This is a genomic window from Marivivens marinus, from assembly GCF_035969385.1.
In the GTDB taxonomy this organism is placed as follows: Bacteria; Pseudomonadota; Alphaproteobacteria; order Rhodobacterales; family Rhodobacteraceae; genus SELP01.
Map to the genome: position 1 here is coordinate 1 of NZ_JAYKKJ010000002.1, position 18,220 is coordinate 18,220.

Consider the following 18,220-nt stretch of genomic DNA (forward strand, 5'->3'; position numbering starts at 1 on the left):
AAGCATCGTTCCGATGGACCAGAGGCCCACGATGCACTAACAATCAAACCGGACCACCCGATGGGGGCACGCCACCGCCAGAGGCACTGTCCCGCAGAACCATCGTCCATTCATTCGACGCCCCGCTTCCGGGAACGGTCGGGACGAATTCGACCGACAGGTTTTCGGATTTGCCGAGGTTGTCAAAATACTCGATCGAGAGTTCTTCGGTGTCGCCTGTGGCTGTTGCTTCGGTCGATGTCGCCGGCAGGTTGACCGACAGTTCCATGAAGGTCGTCGCTTCGCCCGCGAATTGGTTTGAGTTGATCCGGATCGGTTCAAGCCCATCTGCGGTGTCGCGCGGATAGGTCGGGATCGTTCCGTCCGCCATCGCGGGCCATCCCATGAGGATCAGACCGCTGGACGTGGTCAGGTAGCCGAGGTCATCCGTCCGGAAAGAGCCGGTCGTGGCAAGCAGCAACGGGTTTTCGCCATTGTCGACACTTACTGAAGCTTCCGACGTAACAGGCAACATCCCGCGCCCCCGAACGGCAAGGTCGGTCGCGTTGGAGGTCGACACAAGAGACCCCCGCTGATCGATCAGCCGCATGTTTGTCGTCCGGACCCCGCCAGCCGCATAGGTGCCGGCACCGTTCTCGATCACCATGGAATGGAAATCAGTGACCGCGCGCTTGTAACCAAAGGTCGAAGAATTCGCGATATTATCGGAGATCGCCGCAAGCCGCGTCGCATTCGCCGCAAGCCCGGCAACGCTGGCATTCAGGGAAGAGGAAATCGTCATGGCTGAGCCTTTCTGCGTCAAGGGACGATGATCAATCCTCTCATCCCTAGCGCGCAGGGGCTTAACAGCGGCCTAACCTGTAAAATTCTATCCAGTTGGTTCTATTGGTCCGACCGGAGCAAGGTCACCTCGATCCTGTTGTTGCGAATGGACATGGGATTGCTGCTGGCAAGATCGCGGTCGGCGTGGCCCGTAACCCGGGCGACGCGCGCTGGTGCGACACCAGCACCCTCAATCAGTTGACGGACAGTCATTGCGCGATCTGTCGACAGGTCCCAGACCGGGCTATTGGCCACGACGATCGGGCGGGCAGCCGTATGACCTTCAAAAGCGATCGGATTGTCGACCATCGCGAAGACACGACCAAGTACCTCGGCCACCTCGGTCATGACCTCGGTCGGTCGGGCGGTTTCATCTTCAAAAAGGCGCACACCCTCGACGTCAAACACCTCGATCACCAGGCCTTCGTCGGTCAGCCTGGTTATCACGTGGCGTAGGGCCTCTTCGGACAGGGCACTTTCACCACCCCGACCAAGCAGGACCATCTCGACCTCTTCCAGGACCGCAACCGCCGCCGCAGCAGCAGCAGCGGCGGCCTCTTCTTCTGCGGTTTGGTTGGTCACCGCCTGATCACCGGCGACAAGGTGACTTGCCCCAGTTCCATTCTGCGCAAGCGTCTGTTCGGAAAAGATATTGTCCCCGCCAAACATACCGTCGCCGCCACCGGATATCCGGTTGATGGGCAGCGTCGGTGAAAAATAATCTGCGATCCCCTTGCGCTGCTGTTCCGTTGTTGCGTTCAGAAGCCACATCAGCATGAAGAAGGCCATCATCGCGGTCACGAAGTCCGCATAGGCCACTTTCCAGGCGCCGCCGTGATGACCGCCGCCAGCGATCACCTTCTTGCGCTTGATAATTATCGGAGCATTTGCACCAGCCGTGCCCATGTCACCACCACCATTCATTTTCACCCAAGGACCACGATTAAGGATGATGCCTTAACCGCGGCCTAACAGGTCCAATTGTCTGGAAATGGTGGTTCTAGTTGCGACTCAGATAGATCTCATCCGGGCCACAAAATTCGACAAGCTCATAGCCGTTCGCCTTCATCAGGTTTGCGATTTCCGGCGTGCCGGTGTTGTTTTCAATCGCCCATACGCGAACCTTGTGGTCCTGGAACGGAAAGGCGCGCAGGGCCGCCAATTCTCCGCCTTCGATATCCAATGAAATCAAATCAGGATGCAGGATGTCCGCTTCTTCCAGGATCGCGGACAAGGTCCGGGTCTGGACGGTTATCGACGCCTCCGCATGGCGCGGATCGTTCCGGACCCTCTCTAGCATCGCGGGGTCATAGGTGGATTGAAGCCCGCTCATCTGGGTAAACCCTTCGGTCACTGCGATGAAGGTCGCCTCTCCGTCCGCATCGGCAACGGCAAAGCCAAGACAGGGGCATTTGCGGGCCGCGGCGGCCTTGGCCAGTTGGTCGGGCATCGGTTCCACGAGAACCCCGGTCCAGCCACGGCGCTGTTCAAAGAAGAGCGTGTTCGAACCGGTGACCCCGTCATAGCCACCGATGTCCACGAATGTCCCGCCCGCCATCTGGCGCAGGAGCCCGTCAATAACCATGTCCTGCCCGGCCTGCGACGCATAGGGAAGGGTCGGGTCCATCATCCGGCGAATATCATAAAGCTGTCGCACGATGGGCCCACGGCGGCGGGACTTGTCGGTTTTCAGGGCCTCGGAAAGCTGTGCCTGCGCGGCGCGAAGTTCGGATTGCGCGGCGCGGATGTGATCAGAAACAGACATTACCCGGCCCCGTGATCGACATAGGATTTCTCTTCCACAATGGCCGATCCCAACAGCAGGTTGATCCGCTTCTTCACGTCAGCACGGCGGTCGTTGGTGACATAGACCGCACGGGCAAGCCGGATGAATTCCGGGCCGAATTCCTTGGCTGCTTCGCAATGCCGGATATCATCCTCGATCACCCAAAGATCGGCATTGATCTGATAAAGCTCGTCCCAAAGCGCCAGTAGTTCTTGCCCCTTTTCCATCGCGTCGTCCGCGACGCGGGTAAGAACTTCCTGTTCGTGGCGGACGTTTTTCAGTTTGGCAGGATCGTCAATCCGTTCCGACTTGAGTCGCAAGATGGTCAGTTTGTCGATCAACTCGCCCGGGGCGATAGGCACAAGAATATCGTTCATCGGATCACTTCGCTTTCCGGGCCGCCACGAGGGCCCGCAGATCGGTTTCAACTTTGGACAGCGCACTGCCCCAATCCAGCGGCGCATCCTGGCGGTAAAGTCGCATGGAGGGATACCAAGGCGTGGTGTCGCCGGAGTGTCTGTAGACCCAGAAGGCATCCCAGTGAAGCACCACCCAAGTCGGCAGACCCAATGACCCGGCAATATGCGCCGTCGCCGTATCCGAGGTGATGATCAGGTCCATCTCCTGCATCGTGGCGGCACAATCGGCAAAGTCGCGGTCGGTGCTGGCCGTATCAACGATCAGGGCCGAGGTGCCATCGGCATGAAATGCATCCAGATACGGCCCCTTGTAGAGCGAGAATAGCTGCACACCGGGCACGTCGATGAGCGGATGGAAGTCCCGGTGGCCGAATGACCGAAAGGCATTGCCCTTGTAGGTCGCCGATCCGGTCCAGACCACGCCAACGCGAAACCGATCACGGTGCGGAGCCGTTATTGCCTTCGCCCGATCAACCGAATCCGCTGGAACGTTCAACCGGGTCGGGGCGGGGATATCGGCCTCTGTTTCCAGACCGATCAGCGGCAGATCCATCATATTGACCCAGAAATCGACCTGTTCGCCTTCCGGCATGGTCTTGCCGACCCAATCGGCGCCGTCCAACCTGTCGAACAGCCGAAGCATGGGGCGTTCGGAAAGGTACAGGACCCGCGCGCCGCGCGACTTGAGCCAAGGCAGGAAGCGCGTGAACAGGACCGCGTCACCAAACCCCTGTTCGGTCAGGACCAGCACGGTTTTGCCGTCCACATCCTCGCCCCGCCACTCGGGCCACGGTAGGTTGCGGGGGGTCAGTTCGTCCCCCTGCCAGCGGGCGCGGTAGGTTTCAAAGGCATTGGCGTAGTCGCCCGCGCCAAGCTGCGCAAAGGCAAGCTGGATGCGCAGTTCCGCGTGATTGGGGTGGTCCACAACCGCCATGGTCAGCCAGTCGATCGCGGCTTCATAGTCACCTTTGCCGCGGTAGCACCGGCCAATCATCGCCTTTTGATCGGCGTCATCCGGGAATTCGGCAAGAAGCGACCGCCGGATCGCAAGCGAGTCGTCATATCGACCAAGGTCGCTGAGAATATTGGCATAGTTGTTCCGAATGCCCTTATCAGTCACGCCCGAGGCATTGGCCCGCTCGTGCGCACGAAGCGACAGCTCATGCCGCCCGGCCCGGCGCAGAAGTGCACCAAGATTGGACCAGATACCGTGGTCATCCGGGTAACGGGACAGATAGGCCGCATAGTCGCGCTGCGCCTCTTCCGTCTTGCCCGATTGGTGAAGGCGAACGGCGCGCAGACGCCACTCCGCCTGCAAGATCGGATTGGACGGCATGGATCAGTCCTTGGTCGGCCGGCGCTTCACCGGGCGGATCAGGGTTTCCGGGCGGCGCTCCTCCGCGGCTTCGAACAGGCTGAAGGTCTGGTTGACATAGTTCACGGCCCCCGAAATCAATTCCATGTAGTCGGTCAGTTCCGGGGTCACCTCGGTCTCGACAACGACGACGGACCGATCCTGCGGAACCGTTTCGAACGTCAGATAGAACAGCGGATCGCCCCGGTTGATCTTCAGCGGCTTGTCAGTCTCATGCCATTCGAACGCCCACATAAGCGGGCGCGGCCAGACGTTGATCGGGAACCGCCCACCAAAGATCGTTCCCGGCATCGGGGTCTTTTGGTAGTGCATGAAGGGCGCGACCTGGCTGGCATAGACAGGTTCATCCGCGATGAAGACATAGGGCAGCACAAGCTGGATCGTCGGAATCCCGGCGTAGCGCCACTCTTTCTCGGGGGTCATGTGGATCTTTTCCGCCAGTTTGCTGGCGCGGATGCCCGACATGTCACCATTCAGGTTGCGGATATGCGGCTTGCCCTTGTCGTCACGGGTGAACCCAAGATGCAGATCAAAGGGACAGCGGATAACGAAGTACCGGCTTTCCAGGTTGATCACCGCCGGACAGCGCGACGCGCTTTTCGCATGTGTCTTGTTCTTCTCCGCCCCGCGAACGCGTTCGGGCGGGAAATAAACGATGCCGCCCTTTTGCTGGTTCAGGAACCAGCCAACGGTCACAGGGCCGGACCCCGTTTCGGTTCCTTGGGTGTTTTCGAAGTGAACGGATAACTGCATATGCTCTTACCTCAACCAAAGGGTCTTCCGCCCTTGTCGCGCGGAAAGGTTAACCGAAATTGTAGTCAAAAGCAGGCCCAATCAGGGCGAGGTTGAGGAAATGTTCACGAATCCGAACTTGGCGAGGAAGACAATCGCGCTTTCGGTCACCAACCCGTCGGCCTTCACCGCCCGCGCAAGGTCTGACACCATCATCGGTCCTCGGCCTTCCAGACAGGTGCAGAGCCTCTCCAAAAGGGATTCGGCAACGATCTTTCGGCTGTAGGCATTGCGCCCGTTGACCGTATCCAACGCGGCGAGGGTCTCTTTCGAATAGGGACGGGCCGGTGCGACAATATCCTGGGGTCCGATCATGACGGACGGGTAGTGCCGGTAAAGGTCGAAGGGGTCCACCTCGAGCGGATTCACAGGCCCTGACTGAAGCGGCGGCGTTGTGGCCACGGCATCGGCCCGCAGCTGTTCCAGTTCCACGGCGAGGTCGGTGTATTGCGGAACCACTGTCGCCAGATCGAACCGCGCCTTGGCATGGGTCACACCAGCAGCCCCCATCCGCGCCCGCAAGTCCGGGTCGCGGGCCAGCCGAAGCAGGGCCTCGGTATACGCAGGCAGGTCAATCTGGGTCTGCTGAGCGACCATCGACAGGTAGCGGACGTAGTCATCGGTCCCATCGGCAAAGCGCTCGGCGATCTTGCGGCCCAGACCGGGCCGCACCGTCCGCGTCGGGACAAGAAACCCGGTTTCGCCATCAATCACCGTATCCCGAAACCCGTTCCAGTCGGGCATCACGACCGGAAGGCTGGCCGCCATCGCCTCGACCGGGACAAGGCCAAAGGTTTCCTGAATATTGTCGACCGGCAGGGTAAAGACATCCGCGCCCGACCAGATCGCCCGCCGGACCCAAGGGTCGCGCCCGTCTATCATCCGCGTCGTGACAGACGGGGCGCAGAGTGCAGCCCCGTCGCGATGCATTTTCTCTTCCTCGCCCCGTGAACTCCAGCCCACCATCCAAAGATGCACCGGCTTGCCGATTGACTTGGCCACATCCTCCAATGCCAGAAACAGCGGCACAGGGTTCGCTTTCTCAATGACCGTCCAGCGCCCGACCGTCAGGAAGACCACAGCCTCCTCGGGCACATCGAACTTCGCCCGTGCCTCGGCCCGCAGATCGTCGGTTCGCAAGAAATCGGCGGTTTCGATCCCCAATGGGATGATCGGCAACCTAGGCTGCGGCACCCGCGTCGCGCCGTAGCGGCTGCGCATGTATTCCGCTTCCAGTTCCAATTGTCGGGTGACCACCGAATGCACCGCGCGCGAGGTGCAAATGATCGCGTCCCACGGCTCGACCGGTTCATTCAGGGTGGAATGGATGCCCTCGATCACGCGGCGGGTCGATACGGTGTGCGTGATCCCGACCAGCGAACATCTCTGCGGCCCGAACCGTTGCCGCCGCCAAGCCGCCGAAAGGTATCCCGGCCCGGGAAAAAAGATGCAGCCTGCGCGCGTGAAATCGGTTGGCCCGCGCAGGGTGTCGACCTTGATCGGTCGGGTTTCGCCAAGGTCCTGCGCCCGGTCTTCAAATGCTTTTGCAGCGGCAGGCGTCTCGGTCACGGCGTTGACGTGATCCCCCGGCGAATGACGCAGAAACCCTTTCAGGAAAGACTCACCGGCCGACCTGCGACCCACAAGATCCTTGCCCTTGGTCTCTACCGCATCGGGGTGAAAGAAGATCGCCGGTGGTTCCTTGATCGCCATACTTGCCTGCCTGAATGGTTGACCCGACCTTGGCCGGGTCAACGCAAAGGCGCAAGTCAGACCGTCAGATCGGCGCAACCCTTGCTGTCGGAATCGACGGCAAGGTCCAGAACCTTCTGCAGGGCAGCCCCACGGGCAAAATCGGGATCAACCTGCTTGCCCTCGCGGATGGCCGCGACAAAGCGGGCGTAGTTCAGATCCACCGGCGGGCAGTCCACATCGCGCCAGGTCGCGGTCAGCATGTCGTCGCCAACCGAGGCGCGCAGAAGGCTCACCTCTTTCTCGAACCGGACCTCAAGACCGCCCTTGGTGCCGAACAGGCGCAGGGTCAGGTCATTGAAATGACCACTTGCCATGCGGGTCGCATGGATCACCCCGACCGCGCCGTTTTCCAGCGACAGGTGCATGTTGAAGCTGTCGTTCGCATCAAGGACATAGTCCCCGATCCGCCCGCCTTCGGCCTTATCAAAGGTCGTCAAACGGCAAGAGACCGACTTGGGCGCGGCACCGGCCGCAAAACTCGCGTAGTCGATGATGTGGACGCCAACATCGCCCAGCACGCCCATGGATCCGTGCGCGGTGGAAAGGCGCCACAGCCACTGTTCTTCGGTCTTCCAGTCGCCCCATGCAGGCTGGGTCAGCCAGCTTTGCAGATAGGCGGCCTCGAAATGGCGCACCTCGCCAATTTCACCGGCCGCGACCATGCGCGCCGCTTCCATCAACGCCGGGACGTTGCGGTAGGACAGGTTGACCATGTTGACGACACCGGCCTTTGCTGCGGCCTCGGCCATTTCGACGGCATCGGCATAGTTCGCCGCCAGCGGTTTCTCGCAGAGGACGTGCTTGCCCGCCGCAAGGAACGGAAGTGTGGTGCGGTGGTGCACGGCATCCGGGGTGACGTTGGACACAGCATCGAACTCACCCCAGGCCAGCGCCTCGTCGATCGACGCGAACCCGTTCGGAATCCCGAACTTTTCGTTGAAGGCTGCAAGTCGATCAGCGTTGGTGTCGATCCCGGCAACGATCTCGACACCCTCGATCGCCTGATAGGCCTCGGCGTGGGCACGGGCCATGCCGCCCGTGCCAAGAATGATGACGCGAACCGGCCTCATTTGTAGCCTTCCTCGCCGTCCTGATGCAGACGGGGGCCGCGCTCTTCGATCTTTTCGGGGGCCACATCCACCGGAACGTTGGGGGCGTCGGTCGGATTCACGATTCGCGCGGCGGGGTTGTGGGCCCACTTCACCGCGTTGCGCAGCACCTGCTGCACGTTCGCATCGTGATAGGTCGGATAGGTTTCGTGGCCCGGCCGGAAGTAGAACACATTGCCCGCACCCCGCTTGTAGGTCACGCCGGAACGGAACACTTCACCGCCCTGGAACCAGCTGACAAACACGGTTTCCATCGGCTCGGGAATGCCGAAGGGCTCGCCGTACATCTCTTCGTTTTCCAACTCAAAATGGTCCGGCAGGCCCGCCGCGATGGGGTGATTGCGCGAGGTCAGCCAAAGCCGTTCCCGCTCGCCCGCTTCGCGCCAGGTCAGGTTGCAGGGCGTGCCCATCAACCGCTTGAAGATTTTCGCGAAATGGCCCGAGTGCAGAACGATCAGCCCCATCCCCGACCACACATGTTCGGCAACACGTTCAACAACCTCGTCCGAGACGTCGCCGTGGGCCGCATGGCCCCACCACAGCAGGACGTCGGTTTCGGCCAGGCGGGATTCGGGCAGGCCGTGTTCAACCTCCTGAAGGGTTGCGGTCGTGGCGTTGATTTGCGGGTCGCTGTTCAACGCGGCGGCAATGCACCCGTGCATTCCATCGGGATAGATATCAGCGACGATCTTGTTGGTCTGTTCGTGAACGTTTTCACCCCAGACGACGGCGCGAATGGTCATTTGAGTCTCCGTATAGGCTTGTCAAAGCGCTTTGGCTTGCCCCACCGTTAGCGGAAACAGCCAGACCGGTCCAGTGGCTTATTGGATCAGTCTGCGGCGATACGCGGGCGCCCTTGGGCAATCACCCGCAGGTGCGCCTCGATAAACATCAGTTGCCCTTCGATTTCGACTTCCTTGACGTCCTGTTCAACGGACAGACGCACCTCCTCGACACCAGAGGCCGTCGCACGCTGCCGAGCCTCATGACTCAGAGCCTCGCGCAGGGCGGCAATCGCGCTGGCCTGATCCGGGTATTGTTTGGGGCCATCGGCCAGATGCACCACGAACATGCCTGGCCCCGGAGAGGAAACCGACCCGCTCACCTGCATGGAGACCTGCCCGACGACCGCGCCGATCGCATTTGCCACATCCGCGTGGTCCGGCAACAGCATACGGGTGCCCAGCCTTTCACCGACGGGCCCATAGTAGGACCCGGCCGATGCCCCAAGCCCGATCACCGGAACACCCAACGACATGGACAGGTTCAGAACGCCCCGGTGGCCGTCCAACCCCGCGCGGGTCAGAGAATGCACGGCGAGGCGGGCGGGATCTTCCCACTCGCCTCCGTCTTCTGCAAATGCCGCCTCAAGAAGGCACTCGGCGGTCTGGGCGCGCAACTGCGCCACGATCCGTTTCGCGACGGTCTCGGCATCCGGGGCGATCCGGTCACCGTTGCCCATGCGTCGACGGGCGAATAGGGTCAGCGCCTTCTCGGCGGCGTCGCCGTCCCAGTCGCTAACCATGCCCAAGACATGGCTCGCATCCGACGGGGTGACACCGGCAACCATCACCTGCCCGCGCGACACCATGCGGCCCAGCGCCGGACCTTCCAGCCGGGATTGCACTGCCTCGCCCATCCGCAGGGGACCGTTCTGCAGCCGTTGGGCCACGGCAGTTTCGCGAGCGTCCAGCCCCTCGGGCATTTCCGCCCAGAGGGGCACAGCAAACCGCGCCCCGTCGTCGGCGGGCAGGTCGGTGGACAGGGCCCGGTCCAGCGCCTTGTGAACAAGGTCCGGATAATCCCGTGCCAAAAGCGACACAGGCATCAACCGGCGCGGACCCAGCCGCAGCCCCCCGGCAAGCCCTTCGTTCAGATGCACCTCGGAATCGCCGCCAAGGCCCCATGTGCGCATAGCGACAGCCTCGACCATGGTGCGGAACTGGCCAACGCGGGCACCCTGCGGGTCGATCTTGGGGCGACCATCGCGCAGCAGGCAAACATCGGTCGTGGTCCCGCCGATGTCGCTGACCAGCGCATCGGTTTCCCCGGTCAGCCAACTGGCGCCCGCTATACTGGCCGCCGGGCCCGAAAGGATCGTCTCGATGGGTTTTTCCCGCGCCAAATCGGCACTGACCAGGGCACCGTCACCGCGCACCACCATCAGACGGGCATCGACCCCGATCTTGGCCAGATGGGCCTCGCAGGCCGCGATAAGGCGAGCAATAAGGCCGATCAGGCGGGCATTCAGAACCGCCGTCAGCGCCCGCTTCGGCCCGCCAAGTGCCGAAGAAAGCTCGTGCGAACAGGTGACCGGTCGGCCGGTCATGTCCCGAATGATATCGCGTGCGGCAACCTCGTGGGCCGGGTTACGGGTGGCAAAGCTGGATGCGACCGCAAAGCCGGTGATCCCCGCCGGAAGATCGCTCAGGGCGCGGCGAAGCGCATCGGCATCGAACGCCTTTGCCTCAGCCCCGGAATGGGTGTGCCCGCCGGACACATAGACAACAGGGTCACCCGCCAGCGCATCGGAAAGGCCCGCCCGGCCAAGCTCTGCCTCGTCAAACCCGATAAAGATCAGGGCAACCCGACCGCCCTGCCCTTCGACCAGCGCGTTGGTGGCCAGCGTCGTCGACAGGGACACCATTGCGATATCATCGACAGACACACCGGATCTTTCGATCGCGGCATCAATCGCGCGGCCAACCCCCAACGACAGGTCCGGCCGGGTCGTCAGCGATTTGGCGCTAGCGACCACCCGATCGGTCTGGTCATCCAGAACGACCGCGTCCGTATAGGTTCCGCCCGTGTCGACACCCAGCAAATAGGCCATGTACCTGATCCAGTTCGTTGCAGCTTGCCTGACTTAGCGGATGAACGCCTTCCGGCAACGGCGAAAAGCGGCGAAGATCGGCGAATTTGGAATAATCCTACGAAAAAAGGGCGCCCCTGATCATATCGGGGCGCCCTTCCACTTCACTATGCGGTCGACCTATTGCAGCGCAGCGTCGCTGATGACGTGGGTCCACGCGCCTTCCGGCTCTGCGGTGATGACCGGGTCGGATCCCCCTGCGAGAAGGGTCGCAACCGTCCGCTCGTAATCGGCCGGATCAAGCGCCCCGTTCGAACCCGCGGTCAACTTGGCAACCTCGCCCATCATCCGAATCTGATGGCCCTCGGTCTGTGCGCCCGTCTCGTCATAGTCGAGAACGATCATCGCCGCCTCTTCGGGATTTTCCTCGGCCCACTTCCAGCCACGCATGGAGGCGCGGACAAAACGGGTCATCCGGTCGACAAAGGCCGGATCGTCAAGGTTCTCTTCCAAGACATACAGCCCGTCTTCCAGCGTCGCGACGCCCTGATCCTCATATTTGAAGGTGATCAGTTCCTCGGGTGCTACGCCCGCATCAATGACCTGCCAATATTCGTTGTAGGTCATGGTCGAGATGCAGTCGGCCTGCCGTTGAAGCAGCGGATCGACGTTGAAGCCCTGCTTGAGCACTTCAACGCCGTTCTCGTCCGCGCCATCGGTTTCGATACCCAATTGCGCCATCCAGCTCATGAAGGGGAATTCGTTGCCGAAGAACCAGACACCCAGCGTCCGGTTGACGAGGCTGTCCGGCCCGTCGATCCCCACGTCGCCCCAGCAGGTCAGCATCATGCCGGAGGACTTGAACGGCTGGGCGATATTGACCAGCGGCAGGCCCTTTTCGCGCGCGGCCAATGCGGCGGGCATCCATTCGACGGTCACATCCGCCCCGCCACCGGCGATCACCTGCGTCGGCGCAATGTCGGGCCCGCCGGGCAGGATCGTTACATTCAGGTCTTCCTCGTCGTAGAAGCCCTGATCAAGGGCAACGTAGTAGCCCGCGAACTGGGCCTGCGTGACCCATTTCAATTGCAGCGTCACGTCATCCGCCGCGAATGCGGGGGCGGCAAAGCCCATCGCTGCGGTTGCTGCGATCATCGTCTTCTTCATTGTCTGACCTCCTTGTCAGGTTGGTTTTGTTGCCCGGCCTCGAGGGTCGGTTGTTGTTATTTTCTTTGGCTGGGGTGCCAGAAAGTCACCCCCTTTTCGATCAGGGCCACGGTGCCATAGAACAGGCTTCCCGCCAGCGCCGCGACAACGATTTCCGCCCAGACCATATCAAGCGCAAGTTGGCCGACCGATGTCGAAATGCGAAAACCCATCCCTCGGGTCGGCGAGCCGAAGAATTCGGCGACGATTGCGCCGATCAGGGCCAAGGTTGTCGCAATTTTCAGCCCGTTGAAGATGAACGGCATCGCCGCGGGCAGCCGCAACTTGATCAGCGTTTGCAGATAGCTTGCCCCATAGGTCCGCATCAGATCTCGCTGCATGGTGGTTGTGTCGCGCAGTCCGGACACGGTGTTCACCAACATCGGGAAGAATACCATCACGACCACGACCGCCGCTTTCGACTGCCAGTCGAACCCGAACCACATCACGAGGATCGGGGCAGTCCCGACGATTGGCAATGCAGCCATGAAATTCCCGACGGGCAGCAGGCCCTGACGCAGAAAATCGTAACGATCGACAACGATTGCCGTCAGAAAGGCCGCCCCGCAGCCAATGACATATCCGGCCAACGCGCCCTTCAGGAATGTCTGCGCAAAATCCTCCCACAGGATCGGCAGGCTGGTTCCAAACGTCGCAAGGATGGCACTTGGCGGGGGCAGGATTACTGCCGGCACCGCAAGGCCGCGCACAACCAGTTCCCAGATCGCCAGAACCGTCAAGCCAAAGACAACCGGCACGACCAATCCGGTCCAGCGGGCATTTGCCAGCGGTCCGTTCGACAGCCAACTGTTGAAGGCCCAAGCGGCAATCCAGACGACCAGTGCAAGACCGACAAGCGTCATGGTTGCACCCCCATTCGGCGCAGAGTCCGGGCCTCGATCCAGCCAATCAGCCAGACCATCATCGCCGCCAGACCCGCCGCCACGAAGAGTGCCGCCCAGATTTGCTCGGTTTGGCCATAGTAGGACCCGCCCAGCATCCGCGCGCCCAGCCCGCCCCGCTGCACCGGCAATTCGCCCACGATGGCGCCGACCAGACTGGCCGCGATCCCGATCTTGAGGGACGTGAATAGATAGGGCACCGACGATGGGAGGCGCAGCTTCCAGAAGGTCTGGGACTTGCTGGCGTGATAGGTGTGCAGAAGGTCAAGCTGCATCGCGTCGGGACTGCGCAACCCTTTCACCATTCCCACAACGACGGGAAAGAAGCTGAGGTAGGCGCTGATGATCGCCTTGGGCAACAGCCCATTGATCCCGATGGAGTAGAGAACGACGATGATCATCGGTGCCAGCGCGACAATCGGAACCGTCTGACTGACGATCGCCCAAGGCATGACGCTGCGATCCATCGTGCGGCTGTGCACGATGCCCACCGCCAGCAAAACGCCCAACGCCGACCCGATCAGAAAGCCGACGAAGGTCGCGCCTAGGGTGACACCTCCGTGGTAGATCAGCGACCGGTTCGAAAAGCTGCCAGAGTTTACAATCCCGCGACGGCCGTAGACCTCTTCCTTCCATGTGCTGGCCCAAAGCTCTGCCGCGATCTGGTGTGGGGATGGAAGACGAGCCCGCTCGGTCGACCAACTTGCGCCCAGATGTTCGGTGTTCGAGAAAACCAGACCGATCCGGCTCAGATCGCGTCGGTTCGCGGCCCCCTCAGGTTCGACCACCGCGCCCGCGCGTTCCGCATTCGTCAGAACTTCCTGAACGTTCATGGGAATACAGGCGACATACCAGACCGCAATGATCGCCGCGACAACCGTCAGGACAGGCAGGAAACGGTTCATCGTTTCCACCCTTTTTGGCCTATATAGAGACTGTTTTCAGTCATCCACATGCCCCGCACGCAGCCCTTCCCGCACCCGGTGGGCGATGTCGATAAACTCCTTGCTGTCGCGGATATCCAGCGGTCGATCCTTTGGCAGGGTGCTTTCGATGACATCGGTGATCCGTCCCGGACGGGGCGACATGACGACGATCTTCGTCGACAGGTAAACCGCCTCGGGGATCGAATGGGTGACAAAGCCGATGGTCTTTTCGGTCCGCGCCCAAAGCTTCAGAAGTTCCTCGTTCAGCTTGTCGCGCACGATTTCATCCAATGCCCCAAAGGGTTCGTCCATCAGCAGGATATCGGCGTCAAAGGCCAGCGCCCGGGCGATGGACGCGCGCTGCTGCATCCCGCCGGACAGTTGCCAAGGAAATTTCTTCTCGAACCCGGCAAGATCAACAAGGTCCAGGGTCTTTCGAACCCGGTCTGCCTGATCCGCCTTGGAAAACCCCATGATCTCAAGCGGAAGGCGGATGTTGCCGCCAATGGTCCGCCATGGATAAAGGCCCGCCGCCTGAAAGACATAGCCGTAGGCGCGTGCCCGGCGCGCCTCGTCCGGGGTCATCCCGTTGACCGACAGCGACCCGCCGGTCGGCGTTTCCAGCCCGGCAATACACCGCAAGAACGTGGTCTTGCCGCATCCCGATGGCCCGATGAACGAGACGAAATCGCCTTTTTCGACACTAAGGTTCACATCCCGAAGGGCATGAACCGGGCCGTCGTTCGTCTGAAAGGTCAGATCCAGCCCAGAGGCTTCGATGACTGCCAAGTTACACCCCCGTCGCCGGAATGCCGGTCCGTTCGACCGGACGCGGGCTGGTCAGTTCTTTCCACTGGGACAGGGCCTTGTTCACCGCCGTGTTCGGTTCCCGCTTCACGAATTCGCCATGGCCTTCCTTGGTCCGGATCTCTCCGTCATGAACGGCGACATGGCCCCGCGTCAGGGTAAAGCGCGGCAGCCCTTTCACATGCTGACCTTCGAAGACGTTGTAGTCGATTGCCGACTGCTGGGTCTTGGCGGTGATGGTCTTTTCCTTCTCGGGATCCCAAACCACAAGGTCAGCATCCGCCCCGACCAGAACCGCCCCCTTGCGAGGATAGCAGTTCAGGATCTTGGCGATATTGGTGGATGTCACGGCAACGAATTCATTCGGCGTCAGACGGCCCGTGTTCACCCCGTGAGTCCACAGCATCGGCATCCGGTCTTCCAGCCCGCCGGTACCATTCGGGATCTTGGTGAAATCGCCGACGCCAAAGCGTTTCTGATCCGTGGTAAAGGCGCAGTGGTCCGTCGCGACGACCGAAAGGCTGCCCGATTGCAGGCCGGCCCATAGGCTGTCCTGATGCTTCTTGTTGCGGAACGGCGGCGACATGACCCGGCGCGCGGCATGGTCCCAATCGGGATTGAAGTACTCGCTTTCATCCAGCGTCAAATGCTGGATCAGCGGCTCGCCCCAAACCCGTTTGCCATTCTGCTTGGCCCTCCGGATGGCCTCATGCGCCTCTTCGCAGGAGGTGTGCACGACATAGAGAGGCACACCCGCCATATCGGCGATCATGATCGCACGGTTGGTGGCCTCGCCCTCGACCTGGCTGGGGCGGGAATAGGCGTGCGCCTCCGGCCCGGTATTGCCCTCGGCCAACAGCTTGGCGGACAGTTCCGCGACCACGTCGCCGTTTTCGGCATGGACCATGGCAATGGCCCCAAGTTCGGCCAGCCGTTTGAATGACGAATACATCTCGTCGTCATTCACCATCAGCGCGCCCTTGTAGGCCATGAAATGCTTGAAGGTGTTGATCCCCTTGTCGCGGACCACGGTTTCCATCTCGTTGAAAACCTGCTCGCCCCACCAGGTCACGGCCATGTGGAAAGAGTAGTCGCAATTGGCGCGGGTCGATTTGTTGTCCCACATCTGGATCGCATCCAGCAGCCCCTGACCGGGCGACGGTAACGCGAAATCGACGACCATCGTAGTGCCACCGGACAGCGCCGCGCGGGTGCCGCTTTCGAAATCGTCAGTGGAATAGGTGCCCATGAACGGCATTTCCAGATGGGTATGCGGGTCGATCCCGCCTGGCATGACATAGCAGCCGGTGGCGTCCAGAACCTCGTCCCCCTTCAGCCCCTGACCGATTTCGATGATCGTGTCACCGTCGATCAGCACATCCGCCTTGTAGGTCAGATCAGCGGTTACAACGGTTCCGTTCTTGATGACTGTGGTCATGTGACTCTCCCTGTCATGCGTCTCTAATAAGGCTGAATTGGTCCATTCAGCTTACAATTCCGGCGGTTTCCACAACTGCATGGAACAGCACATCCGCGCCGGCGGCGGCCCATTCCTTGGAAATCTCCTCGGCCTCGTTGTGCGACAACCCATCCACACAGGGGCACATCACCATTGCGGTCGGGGCGACGTCGTTGATCCAGCAGGCATCATGGCCCGCGCCCGATACGATATCCATGTGGGAATAACCCAGACGGTCCGCCGCATCGCGCACGGCCTTGACGCAGCCCTCGTCAAAGGCTGGCGGATCGAACTGGCCGACGATCTCGCAGGAAAACCCGACACCGATCTCCTCGCACAGCTTCGGCGCCCGCTCCATGAACTCCGCAACCATCGCGTTCAGCTTGTCCAGCAGATGGGTGCGCATATCGACGGTGAATACCACCTTGCCGGGGATAATGTTGCGACTGTTGGGGTAGACATCGATATGGCCAATCGCGCCCACGGCGTTCGGCTGGTTCTTCATGGCGATCTCGTGAACCAGTTCCGTGACCAAAGCCAAACCCCGGCCCGCGTTCTTGCGCATATGCATGGGGGTGGAACCGGTATGGCTTTCCTTGCCGGTCACCGTGCATTCGATCCAGCGGAGCCCCTGCCCGTGGGTCACAACGCCAATATCTTTGCCCTCTGCCTCGAGGATCGGGCCTTGTTCGATGTGCAATTCAAAGAAGGCGTGCATCTTGCGGGTGCCGACGGGTTCGTCGCCCTTCCAGCCGATCCGCTCCAGCTCGTCGCCGAATTTCTTGCCCTTGGCGTCGGTCCGGTCATAGGCCCAGTCCTGCGTGTGCTTTCCGGCGAAAACCCCACTGGCCAGCATCGCGGGGGCAAAGCGGGTGCCTTCCTCGTTCGTCCAGTTGGTAACAACGATCGGGTGTTTCGTCTTGATCCCAAGGTCGTTGAGGCTGCGGATAATTTCCAATCCGCCCAAAACCCCGAGGACGCCATCGTATTTCCCGCCCGTGGGCTGGGTATCCAGATGCGACCCGACATAGACCGGCAGGGCGTCCGGGTCCGTCCCTTCGCGCCGCGCAAACATGTTGCCCATCGTATCGACGCCCATGGTGCACCCCGCCTCGTCGCACCATTTCTTGAACAGATGGCGGCCTTCGCCGTCTTCATCGGTCAGGGTCTGGCGATTATTGCCGCCTGCGATTCCCGGCCCGATCTTGGCCATCTCCATAAGGCTGTCCCACAGCCGGTCGCCGTTGATCCTCAGGTTTTCACCCGGTGCAGCCATCCTTCTACTCCCTTGCCAGCTGGGCCACGCCGCTATCGGTCTCTTGATCGGCCCAGATCCTGACCATATGGTCGAGATCATGGCACCACAACCTGACCAACCGGTCAAGAAAATTGTCGAAAGGCGCTGCACATGGCATCCCAAGTCCGCCCGCTGACCAAAAAAGAAATCCGCGAAGAGAACGAGAAGCTCATTCTTGAGGCAGCGGAAAAAGTCTTTGCCGAGGCGGGGTTCGGTGGCGCCACCATGCAGCTGATCGCCGATATGGCAGGCCTGCCCAAGGCCAATTTGCACTACTACTTCCCGACGAAAGAGGCGCTTTATCGTCAGGTCGTTCAGAACATCTTTCACGACTGGCTGAAGGCTGCGGACATTTTCGACGAATCCCCCGGCCCGATTGAAGGGCTTGGCGCCTATATCGACGCCAAGCTGGAGATCAGCCGACGACATCCTGCGGGGTCCAAGGTCTGGGCGTCCGAGGTGATGCACCGCGCGCCCGTGATTCAGGACTACCTTGAAACCACGCTTGTGGAATGGACCGAGGGGCGCATGGCCGTCATTCAACGATGGATCGATGCCGGGCTGATGGACCCGATCGATCCCCGGCACCTGCTCTACATGCTTTGGGCCACGACCCAGCATTACGCGGACTTCGGCCACCAGATCGAAACCCTGAACAACGGACGACCGCTCAGCGACCGACAATGGCGGGACGTGAAAGAGTCGGTCAAGACGATTATCCTGAAGGGCATCGGCGCCCGGCCCGCACAATAG

General features: G+C 61.2%; 16 protein-coding genes and 1 pseudogene. 1 reads left to right on the forward strand and 16 read right to left on the reverse strand.

The annotated features are described in order from the left end of the window. Positions 1-67: 67 nt before the first annotated feature. From U3648_RS02685 to U3648_RS02760, 16 genes and pseudogenes are all read right to left on the reverse strand, one after another. Positions 68-781: pseudogene (locus U3648_RS02685) on the reverse strand (flagellar hook-basal body complex protein); the annotation flags it as partial. 101 nt (positions 782-882) lie between these two features. Beyond that, positions 883-1,728 (reverse strand): OmpA/MotB family protein, encoded by an 846-nt coding sequence (locus tag U3648_RS02690; protein ID WP_420857705.1) that lies wholly within the window; start codon positions 1,726-1,728, stop codon positions 883-885. A gap of 94 nt (positions 1,729-1,822) precedes the next feature. Then, positions 1,823-2,587, reverse strand: a complete 765-nt coding sequence (locus U3648_RS02695) for an FkbM family methyltransferase (RefSeq protein ID WP_420857706.1) — start codon at positions 2,585-2,587, stop codon at positions 1,823-1,825. Continuing rightward, positions 2,587-2,985 (reverse strand): DUF6165 family protein, encoded by a 399-nt coding sequence (locus U3648_RS02700; protein ID WP_420857707.1) that lies wholly within the window; start codon positions 2,983-2,985, stop codon positions 2,587-2,589. The genes U3648_RS02695 and U3648_RS02700 overlap by 1 nt, the downstream gene beginning before the upstream one ends. A gap of 4 nt (positions 2,986-2,989) precedes the next feature. Then, positions 2,990-4,363 (reverse strand): tetratricopeptide repeat protein, encoded by a 1,374-nt coding sequence (locus U3648_RS02705; RefSeq protein WP_420857708.1) that lies wholly within the window; start codon positions 4,361-4,363, stop codon positions 2,990-2,992. A 3-nt stretch (positions 4,364-4,366) separates the two neighbouring features. Continuing rightward, positions 4,367-5,155, reverse strand: coding sequence for a hypothetical protein (locus U3648_RS02710; RefSeq protein ID WP_420857709.1), 789 nt, complete (start codon positions 5,153-5,155; stop codon positions 4,367-4,369). Positions 5,156-5,236: 81 nt separating this feature from the next. Then, positions 5,237-6,907 (reverse strand): glycosyltransferase family 4 protein, encoded by a 1,671-nt coding sequence (locus tag U3648_RS02715; RefSeq protein ID WP_420857710.1) that lies wholly within the window; start codon positions 6,905-6,907, stop codon positions 5,237-5,239. 56 nt (positions 6,908-6,963) lie between these two features. Next, positions 6,964-8,019 carry a Gfo/Idh/MocA family protein gene (locus U3648_RS02720; RefSeq protein ID WP_420857711.1) on the reverse strand — a complete coding sequence of 352 codons (1,056 nt, stop codon included), beginning with the start codon at positions 8,017-8,019 and terminating at the stop codon, positions 6,964-6,966. Beyond that, a complete protein-coding gene (locus U3648_RS02725) occupies positions 8,016-8,801 on the reverse strand; it encodes a ThuA domain-containing protein (RefSeq protein ID WP_420857712.1) in 786 nt (261 codons plus the stop codon). The genes U3648_RS02720 and U3648_RS02725 overlap by 4 nt, the downstream gene beginning before the upstream one ends. Positions 8,802-8,887: 86 nt before the next feature. Then, the gene (locus U3648_RS02730; RefSeq protein ID WP_420857713.1) at positions 8,888-10,891 is read right to left on the reverse strand and encodes a hydantoinase/oxoprolinase N-terminal domain-containing protein; all 2,004 of its coding nucleotides are present in this window, start codon (positions 10,889-10,891) and stop codon (positions 8,888-8,890) included. A 159-nt stretch (positions 10,892-11,050) separates the two neighbouring features. Further along, positions 11,051-12,037, reverse strand: a complete 987-nt coding sequence (locus U3648_RS02735) for an ABC transporter substrate-binding protein (protein WP_129682395.1) — start codon at positions 12,035-12,037, stop codon at positions 11,051-11,053. Positions 12,038-12,093: 56 nt separating this feature from the next. Then, positions 12,094-12,939 (reverse strand): ABC transporter permease, encoded by an 846-nt coding sequence (locus U3648_RS02740; protein ID WP_420857714.1) that lies wholly within the window; start codon positions 12,937-12,939, stop codon positions 12,094-12,096. Further along, positions 12,936-13,883 (reverse strand): ABC transporter permease, encoded by a 948-nt coding sequence (locus tag U3648_RS02745; protein WP_420857715.1) that lies wholly within the window; start codon positions 13,881-13,883, stop codon positions 12,936-12,938. The genes U3648_RS02740 and U3648_RS02745 overlap by 4 nt, the downstream gene beginning before the upstream one ends. 36 nt (positions 13,884-13,919) lie before the next feature. Next, positions 13,920-14,693, reverse strand: coding sequence for an ABC transporter ATP-binding protein (locus U3648_RS02750; protein WP_420857716.1), 774 nt, complete (start codon positions 14,691-14,693; stop codon positions 13,920-13,922). A gap of 1 nt (position 14,694) precedes the next feature. Continuing rightward, the gene (gene hydA, locus U3648_RS02755; RefSeq protein ID WP_420857717.1) at positions 14,695-16,149 is read right to left on the reverse strand and encodes a dihydropyrimidinase; all 1,455 of its coding nucleotides are present in this window, start codon (positions 16,147-16,149) and stop codon (positions 14,695-14,697) included. 46 nt (positions 16,150-16,195) lie between these two features. Beyond that, positions 16,196-17,446, reverse strand: a complete 1,251-nt coding sequence (locus U3648_RS02760) for a Zn-dependent hydrolase (protein WP_420857718.1) — start codon at positions 17,444-17,446, stop codon at positions 16,196-16,198. 132 nt (positions 17,447-17,578) lie between these two features. Between U3648_RS02760 and U3648_RS02765 the strand changes: the two genes are divergently transcribed. Beyond that, positions 17,579-18,220: a TetR/AcrR family transcriptional regulator gene (locus U3648_RS02765; RefSeq protein WP_420857719.1), complete on the forward strand. Its 642-nt coding sequence runs from the start codon at positions 17,579-17,581 to the stop codon at positions 18,218-18,220.